The following is an 18390-nucleotide window of genomic DNA, read 5'->3' on the forward strand; positions in this document are numbered from 1 at the left end:
CGCCAGCCGGGGCAGCGACACAATATGCGTCTTCGCCCTACGCCTTAAAACGTACTTTATCGATTACCTCATGGGGAGCGTCGGAAAGCGAGACCTTCGGATAGCCACCTAATGCGATACGGTATTGTTTTCAGTTGAGACACCAGAAAGGTAAACCGCCCGAATTGACAAGCAGATTCTGATCATGAGAATCGGTCAGTTTAAAGGGATTATCAGAAGGCTTGATGCTGCGGATTTTCGCGATGGAAAGGGACGTGTGGTGATCACTCCATTATCGAAATGGAATGACTCCAAATCATACCACCGCATTTTTCCGATGCAGAGAGATAAACAGATATGCATCGAGAAGGATTTCTATGCTAACTCTCTGAATCAAAATACTATTGAGACATGCTGAGACGCATAAAAACAAGAATTTGGCTCCTCTGACTGGACTCGAACCAGTGACATACGGATTAACAGTCCGCCGTTCTACCGACTGAACTACAGAGGAATCGTGTGAACGGGGCGCATGTTAACGGGGGGCGATCCGCTTGTCAAAGCCTGTTTTGCATAAAACTTTTTGATTGCTGAATTATCCGTCAGCTCGGCAGTTCTAATGCCGGGTTTTTGCGCAATCATGATGAATATCAGACAACTGACTACTACGATCATAAAATGGCAGGTGTTTTAAGCGTAAATTCCCGGCACCCTAAGCAAACGAGAGCCAACGAGCGACCAACCATGCGATTTACCGATTACCTGTGGGTTAAACCACTCGCCAAACTGCCCATTACGTTATCCCCCTTAACCAGCTTGCAGAAAAAACATTTCGGGCAGGTGCTCAATCCCGTGCGTTGGTGGGGGCGACTACCGTTTCTGTTCTGGCTGGTGGCGCTGTTTGTCGGCTTTCTGGAGCGAAAAAAATCTGCATTGCCGCCTTCGTTGCGCGCGCTGGTGATGACCCGGGTATCTCAGGTATGCGAGTGCGCGTTTTGTGTGGATGCGAACAGTCTACGACTCGCGCAGCGCTCGGGCTCAATGGAAAAAGTGATGGCGGTTGCCGCCTGGCAGGATTCCAGCCTTTTTGATGACGCTGAGCGCGCGGCGCTGGCCTATGCTGAAGGGATGAGTGCCACACCGCCGCAGTTAAGTGAAGATGTAAAAGAACAACTCAAGCGCCATTATAGCGAACAGGCTATTACTGAATTGACGGCGCTGGTCGCGTTTCAAAATCTTTCGGCACGTTTTAACACGGCGCTGGATATTCCTTCCCAAGGGCTTTGCTCCACCGGTCAGGATAAAAACCATGTTTGACCGCCATTTGCATCCACGCGTCAAGCCGCTGCTCCAGCAGCTTGCCGCGAAAATCGACCGCCCGGGCATTTCGCCGGACGGCATCACCTTGTTTGGTTTTGCCGTTGGTGTACTGGCATTGCCGTTTCTGGCGTTACAGTGGTATGGCGCGGCGCTGGTCGCCATATTGATGAACCGGCTATGTGACGGTCTGGATGGTGCGCTGGCACGGCGGCGGGGATTATCGGATGCGGGTGGGTTTCTGGATATCGCGCTGGATTTTCTGTTTTACGCGCTGGTGCCGTTTGGCTTCGCTCTCGCCAGCCCGCTGGAGAATGGCCTGGCTGCGGCATGGCTGCTGTTTGCATTTATCGGCACCGGCAGTAGCTTTCTTGCATTTGCCGCCGTAGCGGATAAATACGCGCTATCAAATCCCGGTTATCCCCATAAGTCGTTTTATTACTTAGGCGGCTTAACCGAAGGGAGCGAAACTATTGCCGCATTTGTGCTCTGTTGCCTGTTTCCTCAAGTCTTTTTCTGGATCGCGATAGTGTTTGGCACGCTGTGCTGGTTCACCACGCTGAGCCGGGTCTGGGGAGGATATCAGACATTAAAAGAGGCGGAACAACAGGCAAAAACGCCGCAGTCGTAACCACGGCGTGAGTGAGGATTACAGCCAGCTGCTTCCGGGTTGACGATCGCCCGTGACGACCGGGTTTTTCGGATCGCTACTCCACTCATACCAGCCGCCGTCGTATACGCTGACATTTTTCCAGCCCATCGCCCGGGCGTACATAAATGCCTCTGAAGCGCGCCACCCGGTACCGCAGTAGAATGATACCTGCTGATCCGGCGTGATATGCCAGTCTTTCCACAGCGCCGTCAGATCGGCTTCGCTACGCATGGTCCCATCGGGATTATGATAATCATCCATATGGGTCGCATCGCTTCCCGCATGTCCCCAGCGCGCCCCGGCAATATCGCCTTTTGGCTTGATGTAGCTGTAGCCGCTGGTCTCGCCAATAAATTCCGGCCAGGAACGAACGCTGACCAAAGATGCGTCTTTACGATGCAACAGGCCGCGCGCCTGTTCCATATTCAGCACCAGTTGCGGCTGACCAGGAATAGCTGCGCCAAATTCTTTCACTGGCTTCACTTTCGGCACCAGACCACGTTCAACCGGTAACCCGGCTTTCTCCCACGTTTGCCAACCGCCGTCCAGCAGGCGCACGTCTTTCACGCCAATATACAGCATGATGTTAGCGGCGCGTGCTGCAGCATAGACATCGCGACCGTACAGGATCACGGTGGTGTCGTGACGTATTCCCTGCTTTAGAAGCAATGCTTTGAGTTTGTCGTCGGAAACTTTATTCCACAGCGGCTCGCTTTCGATTTCATCAGTATTGATGTAGCCCGCGCCGGGAATGTGTCCGAGTAGATACTGCTTCGGCATTCCCCAGGCCACTTCAATAACCTTCCAGTCGCCCGCAGGCTTTGCGGCTACCGGTTTTCCCTGCTGTAAGTTATGGATCCATTCCGGGTAAACCAACTGCTCGAAATGCGCCAGACGTTGTAAACGATCCTGTTGGGCGAGGGCGTCGCTCAGCACGCGGATATTTTCATATCCTAACCCGGCAAGACGCGCCTGTACGGCGTCAGTTTCTTGCTCGCTGCCGTATAGCGCAATCAATGTCTCTTTCGAAAGTTTATGCCGTTCTGTCCATGCGGCGAGTTGCGGGTTGTCCATTTGGCTCAGCCAGCCAGCAGCCAGATTTAATGCGCTGGCTTCATGTCCGCCCACGCCATCGGCCTGCTGCGGCCAGCCGTTATAGAAGGCACTCAAACGCGTATCAAGAATAACTCCCTGTTGGGCCTGCGCATCGGCAAGTGAGAGAGGCGTGGCGGGAGCTGAATATCCCATAGTGACATAACCAGAAAGTAAAGCAGCGACGATTAAACGAGATGAAAACTTCATACTCGATTTCTCCGGGAAGATTTTAAGAGGCGTTATTTTGCCGGGTTGAAGTAAAGGAATCGTTGCGTTAACGCAGGATTGCCCGGATTAGTCACTGTCAAAGAGTGTGGGTAGCTGGATTAAGCGACGCGTATCCGGGCAATCCATCAGGTCGTGAGTCACTAACACCACAGGCACGGGGCGGGCCGCCACCTGCTGCCAGACAAAAGTACGAAACGCCGCGCGTAAGTCGGGGTCAAGCCGCGAGAAAGGTTCGTCCAACAGTAGCGCGTCGGGTTGAGCTAACAGCGCCCGTAACACACTGACCCTGGCGCGTTGGCCCCCGGAAAGCGTGACCGGGTCGCGGTGGTAAAATCCGGCTAATTGTGCACTGACCAATGCGGCGAGCGCCTGCGCTTTGCGCTCCCCGCGCGTCACGCCAGCGGGAATTGCCAGCTCCAGATTTTGGCCAACCGAAAAATGCGGGAACAGCAGATCGTCCTGAAAAATCAGGCCGATGCGCCGCGCTTCGGTAGGCAAGGTATCGCAGCGGCGCTGATTGAGCCAAATTTCACCGGTGGCGGTTAAACCTTGCGGCAAACATCCTGCCAGCCAGTGCAAAAGTGACGATTTACCGCAACCCGATGGGCCCATCAACGTCAAGATTTTGCCTGGCGTCACCTGAAAATCAAGATGTGCAAATAACTTGGAGTTCGGCGTTGCGATGGTGCACTGTTTTACCTGCAGCATATTAGCGAAGCCCCTGATGACGAATCGCGCTCAGCCACCCCAGCAGCGCGGCGATAAAAAATGCCCCTGCAGGCAGCAGCAGTTGCAACAGCGACTGGATCGCCAGGGCCTGCGGATCGCCGCCGCTGCTTAATGCGACCGCCTCGGTGGTCACGGTACTCCAGCGGCCAGCGCCGTTAAATAACGTGGGCAGGTACTGCGCAATGCTGACCGAAAACCCGACTGCTACTGCCGACAGGATGGCGCGCATCAACAGCGGCCATTTTACTCGCCAGAATACCTGTAGCTGCGACCAGCCGAACGTTCGCGCCGTGATAATCAACCGTGGATCGAGGTGTTGCCAGGCGGGCATCAGAATAAGCATCATATACGGGATCACCCACAGTAAGTGGCTCCAGACTACTCCCCAGAAACTGCCGTCCCAGCCGAGCCATAACAGTATTGGGTACTGCGCCATGACCAGTGGCAGGGCGGGTAAACAGAGCGGTAACCAGAACAGAGATTGCCAGCGGCAGCCAAATGTTTCCAGCCATAGCAAAACGACGACCAGTCCTACCAGGCTGCTTGCCAGCGCCAGCCAGCCGGCATTTAACAGCGGCAGCAACGACGCACTGCGCCAGGCTTCAGTCGATAATCCAGCGGGCAAGAGTGCCGGTGCAAACCAGCCTTGCGCCAGCGACCACGCCAACAGAATTAACACCGACATAAAACCGAGTAATGGCAACAGCCCGCCCATAGCGATACCCATGCCTTGTCCCGATACGGCGCGGCGCTGGCCGTTACGTGGGTAGAATTGTCTACAGGCGATCCGCCACAGGCCAAAACCTGCCGCTGCAAGGCCCGCTAACAGCACCATCAGCAACACTGACGCCGCTTCGCCTTTTTGCTGAAGCGCCGGGTCGCTGTCATTTAGCCACGACCAGGCCAACGCCGCGAATGTCGGGGGATTGCCGGGGCCAATAATTAACGCTACATCCACTACGGAAAGGCTGTAGGCCAACGCTGCCAGCAGCGCGCTGCCTAGCCGGGGAACCAGCCAGGGGATCACGATAAACATCCGGCTTTGCAGTGGACCATAGCCCAGTGTCGCGGCAATGTTTAACCGCGGAGTGAGTTCGCTTTCACTTAATCGTGCATGGCACACCCAGAGTAAAAACCAGCTTTCTTTCACCGCCAGTACCAAACCCAACCCAATACCCCAACGATCGATAAAAACTGTGGGCCCGTCGAAAATGCTGATATTGATGATAAGGCGGCTCAGCCACCCTGACGGAGCAAACAGCAATAAACACCCGCTGGCAAAGGCGACATGTGGCAGAGCCAGCAGTACCGGCAACCGCTGCTGAAGCCATTTCCAGGGCGCAAATGGCCATAAGGTCACCACCAGCAGCAGGCAAATAAACAGCGCAAGAAGCGTGCTGATAAGCGTTGAGATAAGCGTCGCCAACAGTGCGGCGGGCAGCTGATTGTCAGTGAATAATGCGTTCCAGGGCGCGGCGGGCAGGCCGTTCCACAGCAATCTACCGACGCCTGGCAGCAGCGGTAGATAAACGCTGCCCATAGCCAGGCAGGCTATTACTACCGTAAACCTGCGCGTCCAGCCCTGGTGCATTAACGGCTGCCGTAGCGTTTCGTCCATTCTGCTTCAAGCGCCGGTATCCAGGCGGCATTCGGTTCCGGCAACACCGGAATGGCATCCGGCGCACCCGCGGTAAACGCATCTAGCTGTTGTTGCTGAGCGGCGGTCAGTTTCGTCGGATCGAGCACTGTTGGATCACCCCAGACAGCCGGGTCGGCTTTACGTAGCTGCGCTTCAGGAGAGAGTAAGAAGTTTGCCACCATTTTTGCCGCCGGTTTGGCACTACTGTTCACCGGGATCGCCACAAAGTGGACGTTCCCCGGCATGCCTTGAGTAAAACCAAAGGCGTAGGCGTCAGGGGGCAGTTGCTGGCGTTTTACCAGATGGGTGACGTGCGCCGGATTAAAGGTCAGCGTCGCCAGCAGTTCGCCATCGGCCAGCATTCGGTCCATACGCGCGGCGGATACCGGGAAATCCTGGCCTTTGCGCCACAGTAAAGGATGCAGCTTATCAAGATAGTCCCACAGCGGCGCGGTAACGGCGGCAAAGTTTTCGTCAGGCGCTTTCGTCAGTACCTGCGGGTCGTTTGCCTTCAACAGCAGCAACGATTCGAGAAATGCAGTGCCGATAAAATCCGGCGGGCGAGGGTAGGAGAGCATGCCTGGGTGCTGCTTCGCCAGCGCCAGGAGCGACGCCAGATCGCCAGGGGCGTCAGCCAGACGGATATGGGTGGCGATAAACATAAGTTGAGCGCTTCCCCAGGGAGACTCTGCACCCTCGGTCGCCACCGCAAAGTCTTCGCGCACCGGCTTGTTGGTGTCCACATATCGCCAGTTGGGCAAGGTTTCTGCCCACTGGGTTTCCAGCAGGCCGCCTTGTTTGAGCGTATGGAAATTCTCGCCATTCACCCACATCAGATCGACAGAGCCTTTGCGGGTGCGCCCGGTGGCGGCTTCGCTTTGAATACGTTTCACCACATCCGCTGCATCCGCCACTTTGACGATATTCAACGTGATGCCATAGCGTTTTTTTACTTCCTCCGATACCCATTGCATATAGCCGTTGGCGCTGGCGTCACCTCCCCAGGCATTAAACCAGACGGTTTGCCCGGCGCTCTGTTTTTCAATTTCTTGCCAGCTGTCGGCGTGGGCGCAGACGCTGATAAATAACGCCACAGCGACGCTGAAAACGCGCGCCAGGGATTTGCAAATCGTTAACATACTGAACCTCAGATAATGTTAATGCCGGATGTAGTTTAGAATTTTTTTCGCCAGTAGCGGGAAAATGCCCAACAAGAAAAAAGCGCCGATAACCGGCAGGGAGAACACCTCTTTCACTGAATTAAGATGGGCTAACGTGCGGCCCGCGTTGATGTAAAGCAGCGTTCCGGGCAGCATACCGAGCTGGCTGACCCACCAGTAGGTTGCCAGCGGAATACGGGTCAGCCCCATCAACAGATTGATAAGGAAAAACGGGAATAAAGGCGTCAGACGCAGCGCAAACAGATAATAAGCCCCCTCGCGGGCAATGCCGCGATTGATCGCGTCCATTTGTTTTCGATAGCGCGTTGAGAGCATGTCACGCAACAGGTAGCGACTGCTAAGCATGGCAAGCGTTGCGCCAAGCGTGGAGGCGAAAGAGATAATGATCGTCCCGGTCAACAGGCCAAAAAACGCCCCCGCCAACAGCGCCAGCAGAGTAGCGGCGGGCACGGAAAACGCCGTCAATAAAGTATATGCCACGAATAACGCTGCGCCGCTTAGTAGCGGATATGCTTTTACCCACTTTGCCAACTGCTGGTGGTAACTCCGCAACTGCGTGAGGTCGCTGCCGGACATCACAATCAATAACGCTGCGACAATCACCAGCAGTGCAAAGATGATTTTTTTTGCCGTGCCCGCATCTCGCATAGCGACGCCCGCTCCGTGGGGAATAAGTGGTGTGATATGGCGAAGGATGGTAGCACTCAATCCCTTGGCCTTAACAGGGATGATCGAACCAGCTTGCTAGTTTGTTCGCAAATTCAGCCACAAGCCTTTTTTTGCGCCAATTGCCGCGCCCGCAATTGGTGCAGCACTACCTCTTATGGGGCAGAAGCAAAACACTATTCCATTCTTAAAATGCGTTAAGAGATTAGTTTCTCTTATTATCCAGCGGGTTAAAGGCACCTTTTCGGCACTGAAAAAACTGGCAAGCATCTTGCAAATTCTTTGTTAACGGCTTGTTCATGTTATTCATTCCAGGGGGCCATATGAATCTTAGACGCCTGAAGTATTTCGTAAAAATCGTTGATATCGGTAGCCTGACCCAGGCGGCTGAAGTGCTGCATATTGCCCAACCAGCGCTGAGCCAGCAGGTGGCAACGCTGGAAGGAGAAATGGATCAGCAACTGCTTATTCGCACCAAGCGCGGCGTGACGCCAACCGAGGCCGGGAAAATTCTCTATGCCCATGCGCGCACCATTCTGCGCCAGTGTGAGCAGGCTCAGCTGGCGGTGAATAACGTGGGACATACGTTAAGCGGCCATGTGTCGATTGGCCTTGCGCCGGGAACCGCCGCTGCGGCGATCGTCATGCCGCTATTGCAGGCGGTACGCAACGAGCTGCCGGACGTGCTGGTCTATCTTCAGGAAAACAGCGGCGCACAGTTGAACGATAAGCTGCTTGGCGGTCAGCTGGATATGGCAGTGCTGTACGATCGCGCGCCGGTTGCCGGTATCGCCAGTCAGCCGTTGCTCAAAGAGGAACTATTTTTGGTCGGCACCCGGGATTGTCCGGGGCAGCAGGTGGATTTAGCCAGCGTAGCGGAGATGAATTTATTCCTGCCGCGTGATTTATGCGCGGTGCGTAAACGCGTTGACGAAGCCTTTTCGCTACGTCGGCTATCGGCCAAAATTATTGGCGAAATCGATTCGGTTTCAACACTGACCGCTGCCATCGCCAGCGGCATGGGAGTTACGGTATTGCCAGAATCCGCTGCCCGCTCGCTGGCGCAATCGGCAAACGGCTGGACGGCGCGTATTACCAGTCCGGCGCTGAATTTGCCTCTGTCACTGAACGTCTCAGCGCATATGTCGCTTTCGCCGCAGGCGCAGGCGGTAAAAGAAATTCTTATGTCGCTGATTTCACGCCCTGCGATGGAGAGCCGTGAACTGCTGCTGGTCAGCTAGCTTATATTCCAGAAAAGAATAAGTTGCTGGTTTTTATTATTTGTTATGCAGAAGCACTGACTTTAACAATAGCGTTATATCAGAATGCTTCTGGGGACATTATGAATTTTCAGCAACTCAAAATTATCCGCGAGGCGGCGAAGCGGGATTACAACCTGACTGAAGTCGCCAGTATGCTCTACACTTCGCAATCCGGCGTCAGCCGCCATATACGCGAGCTGGAAGATGAGCTGGGCATCGAGATTTTTATTCGCCGCGGTAAGCGCTTACTGGGTATGACCGAGCCGGGTAAAGCACTGCTGGTGATTGCCGAACGGATTCTTAATGAAGCCAGTAATGTCCGCCGCCTGGCGGATCTGTTCTCTAATGATACCAGCGGCATTCTGACCATCGCCACCACTCATACCCAGGCGCGCTACAGCCTGCCTGCGGTAATTAAATCTTTTCGCGCGCTGTTCCCGGAAGTGCGGCTGGAATTGATCCAGGGCACGCCGCAGGAAATCGAAACCCTGCTGGAAAATGGTACGGCGGATATTGGTATCGCCAGCGAGCGTCTGAGTAACGATCCGCTGCTGGTGGCTTATCCGTGGTTCCGCTGGTCGCACAGTCTGCTGGTCCCTGCTGGTCATCCACTGTTACACGCTGCGCCGGTTACCCTTGACGAGCTGGGCCGCTGGCCGCTTATTACCTATAGACAGGGGATTACTGGCCGCTCACGTATCGATGAGGCGTTTGCCCGTAAAGGCATCGTGCCCGATATCGTGCTGAGCGCGCAGGATTCCGACGTGATCAAAACCTATGTTGAACTGGGACTGGGGATTGGAATTGTCGCGGAGCAGGCGAGTGGTGAGCATGACAGCGGGCAGTTGGTAAGATTGGATGTGCGCCACCTGTTCGATGCCAATACCGTCTGGTTAGGCCTGAAACGCGGTCAACTTCAGCGCAATTACGTTTGGCGCTTTATTGAACTGTGTAATTCGGCGCTGTCGGTGGAAGAGATTAAGCGTCAGGCGCTGGAAAGCGATGAGGTGGTCATCGATTATCAGATTTAAATGGCGTCACAAAGCAAAAAGCCCACTTAAGTTTACTTAAGCGGGCTTTTCAGAATTTGGCTCCTCTGACTGGACTCGAACCAGTGACATACGGATTAACAGTCCGCCGTTCTACCGACTGAACTACAGAGGAATCGTGTGAACGGGTCGCATAGTAATAGCGGCCCCAATTTGTGTCAATGCAAAAATTAACGCTTTGATTCAATTGGCTGTTTTCGCATCATTTTGCCAGTTTAATGGACCTGTGCCGTCCAGCAATCCGTTTCGCCCGAATAGAGGCGTTTTAACGGGTCCTGACCGTAAAACTGACAGAATCGCTGCCACAGCGACGGAAAGCGCGGGGCGAAGAGTTGCGGCGCGCTAAAAAAGTATTCAGACAGAACGGCAAAACATTCCGCCGGGTCGGTTGCGGCGTAGGCATCAATGCTTGTGGCGTTTTCACCCACCAGATCGATCTCATCCTGGATATTGCTCATGGCCGCGTGGAGATCGTGTTCCCAACCTGCCACATCACGCAGAGCGATAAAGGGCACGCCGCTTGCACGGTCACCATTGCGCATATCCAGTTTGTGAGCGACTTCGTGAACAATAAGATTGAAACCGGACGCATCAAAGGAGTCGTGAATATCCAGCCAGTTGAGAATAATCGGTCCCTGCTGCCAGCTTTGCCCCGATTGAACCGAACGCTGATTGTGGACCAGGCCAATATCGTCTTCCCACTCATCATCCACCACAAAGGGAGCGGGATAGATCAGCACTTCGTGGAAGCCATCCAGCCATTCAACGCCTAATTCCATAACTGGTAGGCAAAAGAGCAGGGCGATCCGGGCTGTTTTAAGTTCATCCAGTTCAAAACCCTGCAGGGCGACCAGCCGCTTTTGTTGCAGAAAACGTTCAGCCAGGCGAATCAGCTTTTGCTGCTCCGCTGGAGTAAAGCCCGCTAAAACGGGAATGGTAAACGCATCATCCCAGGGAAGAGGCGTTGTTGAGGTGGATTCACTCGCTTTCCACGGCCACTTAATCATCTATCTGCTCGCAAAGTCGTCATTTGAACAAAATTGAAAGGGCAAGGACTATTAAAATGCCAAATAACCTAGCATCATGGCAACCGTTCAAAACGGAGAGATGCCGGAGCGGCTGAACGGACCGGTCTCGAAAACCGGAGTAGGGGCAACTCTACCGGGGGTTCAAATCCCCCTCTCTCCGCCACTATTCAAGCAGTTACGCGTTTTCCTTTCAACGACCCCGGTCACACTTGCTTACGGCAGAGCCAGTCTAACGTTTTGCGGTTATTTGCTGCACGCAAATCGGTGGTTTTTAAGCCTTGTCTGAATAAAAAAACCTGAGTCCGGTTTCCCAAACTCAGGTTTTGCCTCATTAAGTGCGAACAATGTCCGCAAAGGACATCACTGCACTTAAGATGTCTTAGAACTGATACACCATACCAATACCGACTACGTCATCCGTAGAGATACCGTTGTCGCTGTAGAAGCTGTCATCTTCATCCAGCAGGTTGATTTTGTAATCAACATAGGTAGAGAAGTTTTTGTTGAAATAGTAGTTCGCGCCAACAGAAACATATTTGACCAGATCCTGATCGTTATCTTTGTTAGCAAAGGCGCCGTCTTTAGCCAGATCTTTGCCTTTAGATTGCAGGTAAGACACTTCTGGACGTAAACCAAAGTCGAACTGATATTGCGCGGTGACTTCAAAGTTCTGCGTTTTATTGGCAACGTTAGCGTTATTGTTACCGAACGGCGTCATATTACGCGTTTCGGCATACATAGCCGCTAAATATACATCGTTGGCATCGTATTTAAGGCCAAATGTCCATACGTCAGCGTTATCACCGCCAGCCGTACTGTTGTGCTCCTGCGCATTGGTACGATCAGAAGACGCGTAAGCCGCCCCAACGCTGATGCCCATACCAAAATCATAAGAAGTAGACAGGCCCCAGCCGTCGCCGTTGTCTTTACGAATATTGCTGCTACCGCGGTTGCCAGTACCTTCCTGCTCGCCGCTCACGCCTTCATTATTGCCCTGATATTGCAGCGCGAAGTTCCAGCCATTAACCATGCCGAAAAAGTCAGTATTACGGTAAGTCGCAACGCCGTTGGCACGACCAACCATAAAGTTATCGGTGTAGGTATAGGTATCACCGCCAAATACAGGCAGCATATCTGTCCATGCTTCGACGTCATATACGACGCCATAATTACGGCCATAGTCGAATGAACCGTAATCAGCGAATTTCAAACCAGCAAAACCAAGACGAGTCCATGACTGGCTGTTGCCTTCAGTATCGTTAGCCTGAATGTTGTATTCCCACTGACCGAAACCTGTCAGATCATTAGTGATTTGGGTTTCGCCTTTAAAACCTAAACGCACATAGGTTTGATCGCCATCGTTGCCAGCGTCATCAGAAAACTGATGACGAGCATCAACTTTGCCATAGATATCTACTTTATTGCCGTTTTTGTTATAAATTTCCGCAGCGTGTGCTGCGCCTGCTACTAACAGAGCAGGAATAACGATTGCCAGTACTTTCCTATTCATCAGTGCTTTCCTTATTACGTTCATTAAGAGACGCGTTTATATCCGCGCAAATAATAATGGGAGGAGAGGGTTTTTCTTCAGGATTATATGTAAGTGAATCTGTAGCGATATTTCAAAATGATAACGTCGGGTTTGGTCATAAATAATAAATATATAAAACAATCAATTATAAAATCTGAATATATATCTAATACAATGAAATATAAGAAATTTTGATTTTTTTATTGATGCGTGATAATTATTCTTGTTAATAATTAATGGATTTGCATATTTCCAGAATGACTGGGTTGATATCTTAATTTGTTTCGGCTGTGGTTTGTTTTTTGACCTGTAAAAAATATTATTTATATCATATGATTTGTAAAATATTCACCAAATAAATGAAAATCGAAATTTTACTCGTTTTTGGCGTGTTTATTTTCGACATAATTCGTGTTTCATATTTTTACATTTAAGTCTTTTAATGGACATTAAAAAGTTTCATCTTTAAATGAACTTCCAGGACGGTGGAGTACTAAAAAACTTGATCAATCACAAACGGGAGCCAGAAGAAATTTCACATAAGGGTATTATGTGATAAAAATCACATTTGCGGGTGTGGGATTACACATTACGGATAGCGGATTATTAGGTATTAAGATGGACGAAAAAGGTCAAAGAAGCCTGGGCGGTAAGCTGGCGCTATGGGCATTTTATGCATTTTGTTTTTACTTTATCTGGATGATGGTGCGTTTTTTTTGGGTAGTAAGCGATATCCAGGCTCCACCGGGCGTGGCCGCTGACTGGTCGATGGCGACCACATCCGGCCAATGGTTAAGCGCACTGCTCGGTGCCGGAGTGTTAAGCGCGGTTGGTATGCTGCCTGGCGCAATAGCCTGGTATACCCGGCCCCGTGAGGATTAAATTGCCTGGGTATTAATGCTAGCATCGCGGGACACGCTTTCAGGAGAACCTGCGATGATGCTTAATGACTGGCAAACCTGCTTCGAAAACTACCTCCAACAGCATTTTAAACACCAGGACGGTGCCCACGATATTGCCCATTTTCGTCGCGTATGGTCTGGCGCGCAGCGCATAATGGACGACCGCGCAACGCCGCTGACGGTTCTCACAGCCTGTTATTTCCATGACATCGTGAACCTGCCGAAGAACCATCCGGAACGCCATCTCGCTTCCCGTTATGCCGCTGAGAAAACGCTAACCATCCTGGCCAGCCATTTCCCCGCGTTTCCTCAGGCGCTGTATCCTGATGTCGCTCATGCCATTGAGGCGCATAGCTTCAGCGCCGGTATTTCGCCAAAAAGCATTGAGGCTAAAATCGTTCAGGATGCGGATCGGCTGGAGGCGCTTGGTGCCATTGGTCTGGCGCGGGTGTTCTACGTTTCCGGCCAGCTGGGGCGGCCGTTATTTGATGCAGAGGACCCCTTTGCGCAACAGCGCGAGCCGGATGATAAACGCTGGGCGCTGGATCATTTTCAAACCAAGCTGCTTAAACTACCTGCCACCATGCAGACTGAAAAAGGGCGCGAGCTGGCCCGTCAAAATGCCAATTATCTGGTGAAATTTATGGCTAAACTCGCTGCCGAACTGCGCGGCAAACATCATCAGTATGACGAGGACGTGTTGCGCCAGTTTGCGTTGTAACCCGGCGGCGTTGGGTTTTGTGATACTCTTAAGGCAATTCGTTCTGAATGGCTTATCTAATGCTGGAAAATCAATCTGCTATGGCGCAGTGCGCGCCATCCGGGAACGGCGCGCCTGATTCGTTTGTCGCCATATTGCGCAAACTAAGCGAGATCTACGATACCAAAACGGTGTTGCAGGTGTTGAATGACGCAGGCGTTCAGAAATGGAACCGCACGCATCTGAAGCGAGAGCTGGAGGAGGATGCGGCTTATCGGCTTCATCCTGATGAGGCGGCCCGATTGGCCGCGCTGTTGCCGCCGCCGCCCGCGCATCACCCGCACTATGCGTTCCGCTTTGTCGATCTGTTCGCCGGTATCGGCGGTATCCGCCGGGGGTTCGAATCCATCGGCGGGCAGTGCGTTTTTACCAGCGAGTGGAATAAACACGCGGTGCGCACTTATAAAGCCAACTGGTACTGCGATCCGCATCAGCACACCTTCAATGAAGATATCCGCGACGTTACGCTCAGCCACCAGGCGGATATCAGCGATGACGCAGCGTTTAACCACATTGATAAAACCATGCCGGATCACGATGTGCTGCTGGCGGGTTTCCCCTGCCAGCCGTTTTCCCTGGCGGGCGTATCCAAGAAAAATGCCTTAGGCCGCGCCCACGGATTTGCCTGCGACACTCAGGGCACGCTGTTTTTCGATGTGGCGCGCATTATCGCGGCAAAAAAACCGGCGATTTTTGTGCTGGAAAACGTCAAAAACCTGAAGAGCCATGATAAGGGCAACACCTTTCGCATCATCATGCAAACCCTGGACGAGCTGGGTTATGAAGTGGCGAACGCTGCGGATGTCGGCCCGGACGATCCCAAAATCATCGACGGCAAAAACTTTTTACCCCAGCACCGCGAGCGTATCGTGCTGGTGGGCTTCCGGCGCGATCTCAATCTCCACCAGGGTTTTACGCTGCGTGATGTAAACCAATTTTTTCCTGACAGGCGTCCCGCGCTCGGGGAATTACTGGATACCGCCGTTGACGCGCGTTATATCCTGAGCCCGATATTGTGGAAATATCTTTATCGCTATGCCAAAAAGCATCAGGCAAAGGGCAACGGTTTTGGATTCGGCATGGTTGACCCGCGCGATCCATCCAGCGTCGCGCGTACGCTTTCTGCCCGTTATTACAAAGACGGCGCAGAAATCCTGGTGGATCGCGGCTGGGATAAAGCACTCGGCGAAGCCGATTTCGATCATCCCACTAACCAACTGCAACGCCCGCGCCGCCTGACGCCGCGCGAATGCGCGCGGTTGATGGGTTTTGAAGCGCCGAAGCAAAGTGAATTCCGCATACCGGTGTCGGATACCCAGGCCTACCGGCAGTTCGGCAACTCGGTGGTGGTGCCGGTGTTCGCGGCGGTTGCTAAACTGCTGGAATCACGCATTCTTCAGGCGGTGGCGAAGCGTAAGGAGTAAAGCATGGCGGATGTCCACAGCAAGGCGATACGCAGCAAAAACATGCGGGCGATTGCAACACGCGACACCGCCATTGAGAAACGCCTCGCGCCGCTACTCACCGCCATGGGCTTTGACTGGCGGGCGCAGGATGCGGCCCTTGCCGGCAAGCCCGACTTCGTGATTGAGGCGTACCGCTGCGTTATCTTCACTCACGGCTGTTTCTGGCATCATCACGACTGTTATCTGTTTAAAGTGCCTGCCACGCGTACCGACTTCTGGATGACCAAAATTAACAGCAACGTTGAGCGGGACAAGCGTGACGTCGGGCGGCTGCGGGCGGAAGGCTGGCGGGTACTGATTATCTGGGAATGCGCGCTGCGTGGCCGGAGCAAACTGTCCGACGAGGCGTTGTGCGAGCGGGTAGAAGAATGGGTATGTGGCGGAGGCGACTGCGCCGAAATCGATCTAAAGGGCATCCATGCCCTGTAGCGTTATTTTTCTACCGGGCAGGGCTCAACCACCGGCTTTCCCGGGGAAAAATATTTCCCCAGCGTCACCAGCACTACTGCGAAAATAATAATCCCCAGCGCCAGCCACTCGGTTGGCGACAGGTTTTCGCCACCAAAACTGGTGCCCAGCAGCACCGCCACCACCGGGTTGACGTAGGCATAACTGGTCGCCACGGCGGGGGTCACATTGCGGATCAAATACATATAGGCATTGATGGCGATTAACGAGCCAAACACGGCGAGATAGCCCACGGCGAGGAAGCCGGAAAGATCGGGCATCGCGGTGAGTTTTTCACCGGTCACCAGCGATGCCACCATCAGCACTATCCCGGCAGCCAGCATTTCAATCGCGCCCGCCATCATGCCGGTCGGCAGCTCAATCCGCGATCCATACACCGACCCGAAGGCCCAGCTCAGGGAGCCAATCAGGATCAGCAGCGCACCCCACGGGTTGCCGTTGAGATTGCCGCCGCTGTTCAGCAGCACGATGCCGACAAGGCCGATGGCGATCCCCAGCCATTCAATCTTGCGGGTTTGAATACCGAAAAAGCGGCTAAAAATCAGGGTAAACAGCGGAACGGTGGCGACCATTACCGCGGCAATTCCGGACGGCACGTTTTGATGCTCCGCGACGGTCACGAACCCGTTGCCTACCGCCAGCAGCAGGACGCCGATCAGCGCGGCATTGAGCAGCGGACGCAGGGCAGGCAGCTTATGGCCGGTTGCCAGCAGTACCGCCAGCAGCAGCGAACCCGCCGCCAAAAAGCGCACGCCGGCCATCATAAACGGCGGCCAGCTTTTTACCCCAACGGCGATAGCAAAATAGGTTGAACCCCAGATGATATATAACGCAAAGAGCGACCCTATCAGGGGCAACAGTTTTCCGAAACGCATACTCCCTCACGACTTGATTAAGAAAACACGAATGCGGCGTAGCCACAGCGACGCCAAAATTTGACAAAAACGAGACGCTTCAGTCAGGCAGAGAAGAAGCATAACGGGCTAATAGTGAACGACAAAACTACTCCAGGCGCGAGCACTTTAATGTTCGCAAACGGTTAAATAAATGTTGACACAAAGACCATGCAAACAGAAAGCGCAAAAAGGCGGCGAAAAGCGCTGAATTTATCGCGCGGGCCAGCGCCAATATTCCGATTAGCGCGCAGTTTATTACCGTTCACAGCGCTTTTGTTCCATACTTTGGGGCATTAAAACCATACAGAAGGAAGTTAATTTTGGCCGGGAGTAGTTTACTAACGTTGTTAGATGATATCGCCACGCTGCTGGACGACGTGTCGATGATGGGCAAGCTGGCGGCAAAGAAAACCGCCGGGGTATTGGGCGATGACTTATCCCTGAACGCCCAGCAAGTTTCCGGCGTACGCGCCAACCGCGAACTGCCTGTAGTCTGGAAAGTGGCGAAAGGCTCTTTTATCAACAAACTGATTCTGGTGCCGCTGGCCCTGATTATCAGCGCCTTCGCGCCCTGGGCCATCACGCCGCTGTTGATGATCGGCGGCGCGTTTCTCTGCTATGAAGGGGTTGAGAAAGTGGTCCACTCCTGGCAGGCGCGCAAGCATAAAGAGACCCCTGAAGAGCGCCAGGCGCGGCTGGATGCCATTGCCGAACAGGACCCGCTGGTGTACGAAGGCGATAAAGTGAAAGGCGCGATTCGTACCGACTTTATCCTCTCCGCCGAAATCGTGGCGATCACTCTTGGTATCGTGGCGGAGTCGCCGCTGTTAAACCAGGTGTTGGTGTTATCCGGTATCGCCGTTGTGGTCACTATCGGGGTGTACGGCATTGTTGGGATTATCGTTAAGCTCGACGATCTGGGCTTCTGGCTGGAGAAAAAGTCTTCCGCTCTCGCCAGGGCCGTAGGTAAAGGGTTGCTGGTTACCGCGCCCTGGCTGATGAAAGCGCTGTCGATCTTAGGTACTCTGGCGATGTTCCTGGTGGGCGGCGGCATTGTGGTGCACGGCATTGGCCCGGTTCATCACGCCATTGAACACTGGGCGGAGCAGGGCGGCGGAATAGGGCAGGCGCTGCTGCCGTTAGCCATGAATCTGGTATTGGGTTTTATCATCGGCGCGGTGGTGCTGACGGTGGTGAATATGATTTCCCGGCTGCGCGGCAAACCCGCTCATTAGGATTTTTCCTCAAAATACGCGCGGGCACCAGGCAAAAATCACCATAATTGTCTATGTTGTAAACGTTTCGCACTGATTAAGGAGGCAGGTATGGTCTTTGTGGTCAGCGATGAAGTTAAACGCAAAAATGGTGGTCCGCGCATGGTGGTGACCGGTTATTCGAGCGGCATGGTGGAGTGCCGCTGGTATGACGGGTTCGGCGTGCAGCGTGAAGCTTTTCGTGAAGACGAGTTAACCGTGGGGAAACCCGCTTCACGTGAAGAAGACCATTGACCGCACGTCAGCAATGCTCGCGCATTGATTGTGA

18 protein-coding genes and 3 tRNA genes are annotated in these 18390 nt (G+C 53.3%); 11 read left to right on the forward strand and 10 right to left on the reverse strand.

Annotated features, from left to right (window positions below; all coding sequences use genetic code 11):
* Positions 1-417: 417 nt before the first annotated feature.
* A tRNA-Asn gene (locus FND52_RS01835) sits at positions 418-493 on the reverse strand.
* Between the two features lie 230 nt (positions 494-723).
* Between FND52_RS01835 and FND52_RS01840 the strand changes: the two genes are divergently transcribed.
* Positions 724-1296 carry a carboxymuconolactone decarboxylase family protein gene (locus FND52_RS01840; protein WP_144129145.1) on the forward strand — a complete coding sequence of 191 codons (573 nt, stop codon included), beginning with the start codon at positions 724-726 and terminating at the stop codon, positions 1294-1296.
* On the forward strand, positions 1289-1927 hold the full coding sequence (locus tag FND52_RS01845) for a CDP-alcohol phosphatidyltransferase family protein (RefSeq protein WP_144129146.1): 639 nt from the start codon (positions 1289-1291) through the stop codon (positions 1925-1927). Before FND52_RS01840 ends, FND52_RS01845 begins: the two co-directional genes overlap by 8 nt.
* Positions 1928-1945: 18 nt before the next feature.
* Here the strand turns inward: FND52_RS01845 and FND52_RS01850 are convergent, their stop codons facing one another.
* The 5 genes from FND52_RS01850 to FND52_RS01870 form a co-directional block, all read right to left on the reverse strand.
* Complete coding sequence (locus FND52_RS01850; protein WP_144129147.1) at positions 1946-3250, reverse strand: rhodanese-like domain-containing protein; 1305 nt, start codon at positions 3248-3250, stop codon at positions 1946-1948.
* Between the two features lie 87 nt (positions 3251-3337).
* On the reverse strand, positions 3338-3979 hold the full coding sequence (locus FND52_RS01855; RefSeq protein WP_144129148.1) for an ATP-binding cassette domain-containing protein: 642 nt from the start codon (positions 3977-3979) through the stop codon (positions 3338-3340).
* Position 3980: 1 nt separating this feature from the next.
* Positions 3981-5618: an ABC transporter permease family protein gene (locus FND52_RS01860; protein WP_416359014.1), complete on the reverse strand. Its 1638-nt coding sequence runs from the start codon at positions 5616-5618 to the stop codon at positions 3981-3983.
* On the reverse strand, positions 5591-6778 hold the full coding sequence (locus FND52_RS01865; protein ID WP_144129149.1) for an ABC transporter substrate-binding protein: 1188 nt from the start codon (positions 6776-6778) through the stop codon (positions 5591-5593). The genes FND52_RS01860 and FND52_RS01865 overlap by 28 nt, the downstream gene beginning before the upstream one ends.
* A gap of 18 nt (positions 6779-6796) precedes the next feature.
* Positions 6797-7468 (reverse strand): TVP38/TMEM64 family protein, encoded by a 672-nt coding sequence (locus FND52_RS01870; RefSeq protein ID WP_144129150.1) that lies wholly within the window; start codon positions 7466-7468, stop codon positions 6797-6799.
* Positions 7469-7809: 341 nt separating this feature from the next.
* Between FND52_RS01870 and nac the strand changes: the two genes are divergently transcribed.
* Positions 7810-8727, forward strand: a complete 918-nt coding sequence (gene nac, locus FND52_RS01875) for a nitrogen assimilation transcriptional regulator NAC (RefSeq protein ID WP_144129151.1) — start codon at positions 7810-7812, stop codon at positions 8725-8727.
* A gap of 101 nt (positions 8728-8828) precedes the next feature.
* Positions 8829-9779 carry an HTH-type transcriptional regulator Cbl gene (gene cbl / locus FND52_RS01880; protein WP_125292298.1) on the forward strand — a complete coding sequence of 317 codons (951 nt, stop codon included), beginning with the start codon at positions 8829-8831 and terminating at the stop codon, positions 9777-9779.
* A 57-nt stretch (positions 9780-9836) separates the two neighbouring features.
* On the opposite strand, the gene FND52_RS01885 is transcribed toward cbl, so the two are convergent.
* Positions 9837-9912: transfer RNA gene (locus FND52_RS01885), tRNA-Asn, on the reverse strand.
* A 100-nt stretch (positions 9913-10012) separates the two neighbouring features.
* Positions 10013-10804 carry a DgsA anti-repressor MtfA gene (gene mtfA / locus FND52_RS01890; protein ID WP_144129152.1) on the reverse strand — a complete coding sequence of 264 codons (792 nt, stop codon included), beginning with the start codon at positions 10802-10804 and terminating at the stop codon, positions 10013-10015.
* A 94-nt stretch (positions 10805-10898) separates the two neighbouring features.
* Between mtfA and FND52_RS01895 the strand changes: the two genes are divergently transcribed.
* Positions 10899-10988: transfer RNA gene (locus FND52_RS01895), tRNA-Ser, on the forward strand.
* A 216-nt stretch (positions 10989-11204) separates the two neighbouring features.
* On the opposite strand, the gene ompC is transcribed toward FND52_RS01895, so the two are convergent.
* Positions 11205-12335: a porin OmpC gene (gene ompC / locus FND52_RS01900; protein WP_125292240.1), complete on the reverse strand. Its 1131-nt coding sequence runs from the start codon at positions 12333-12335 to the stop codon at positions 11205-11207.
* Between the two features lie 639 nt (positions 12336-12974).
* On the opposite strand from ompC, the gene drpB reads away from it, so the two are divergent.
* From drpB to FND52_RS01920, 4 genes are read left to right on the forward strand one after another with little or no spacing between them, the layout of a single operon-like run.
* Complete coding sequence (gene drpB / locus FND52_RS01905) at positions 12975-13238, forward strand: cell division protein DrpB (RefSeq protein WP_144129153.1); 264 nt, start codon at positions 12975-12977, stop codon at positions 13236-13238.
* A 54-nt stretch (positions 13239-13292) separates the two neighbouring features.
* Positions 13293-13979 carry a phosphohydrolase gene (locus FND52_RS01910; protein WP_144129154.1) on the forward strand — a complete coding sequence of 229 codons (687 nt, stop codon included), beginning with the start codon at positions 13293-13295 and terminating at the stop codon, positions 13977-13979.
* A 47-nt stretch (positions 13980-14026) separates the two neighbouring features.
* Positions 14027-15442, forward strand: a complete 1416-nt coding sequence (locus FND52_RS01915) for a DNA cytosine methyltransferase (protein WP_144129155.1) — start codon at positions 14027-14029, stop codon at positions 15440-15442.
* 3 nt (positions 15443-15445) lie between these two features.
* Positions 15446-15913, forward strand: coding sequence for a very short patch repair endonuclease (locus FND52_RS01920; RefSeq protein ID WP_144129156.1), 468 nt, complete (start codon positions 15446-15448; stop codon positions 15911-15913).
* A 2-nt stretch (positions 15914-15915) separates the two neighbouring features.
* On the opposite strand, the gene yedA is transcribed toward FND52_RS01920, so the two are convergent.
* Positions 15916-16827 carry a drug/metabolite exporter YedA gene (gene yedA / locus FND52_RS01925; RefSeq protein ID WP_144129157.1) on the reverse strand — a complete coding sequence of 304 codons (912 nt, stop codon included), beginning with the start codon at positions 16825-16827 and terminating at the stop codon, positions 15916-15918.
* 341 nt (positions 16828-17168) lie between these two features.
* On the opposite strand from yedA, the gene FND52_RS01930 reads away from it, so the two are divergent.
* Together FND52_RS01930 and FND52_RS01935 are read left to right on the forward strand one after the other, a co-directional pair.
* Positions 17169-18083: a DUF808 family protein gene (locus FND52_RS01930; protein ID WP_144129158.1), complete on the forward strand. Its 915-nt coding sequence runs from the start codon at positions 17169-17171 to the stop codon at positions 18081-18083.
* Between the two features lie 90 nt (positions 18084-18173).
* Entirely contained in the window at positions 18174-18356 is a 183-nt protein-coding gene (locus FND52_RS01935) for a YodC family protein (RefSeq protein WP_125292233.1), read from the forward strand.
* Positions 18357-18390 lie beyond the last annotated feature (34 nt).

Source organism: Atlantibacter subterraneus, assembly GCF_007570865.1.
In the GTDB taxonomy this organism is placed as follows: domain Bacteria; phylum Pseudomonadota; class Gammaproteobacteria; order Enterobacterales; family Enterobacteriaceae; genus Atlantibacter; species Atlantibacter subterraneus.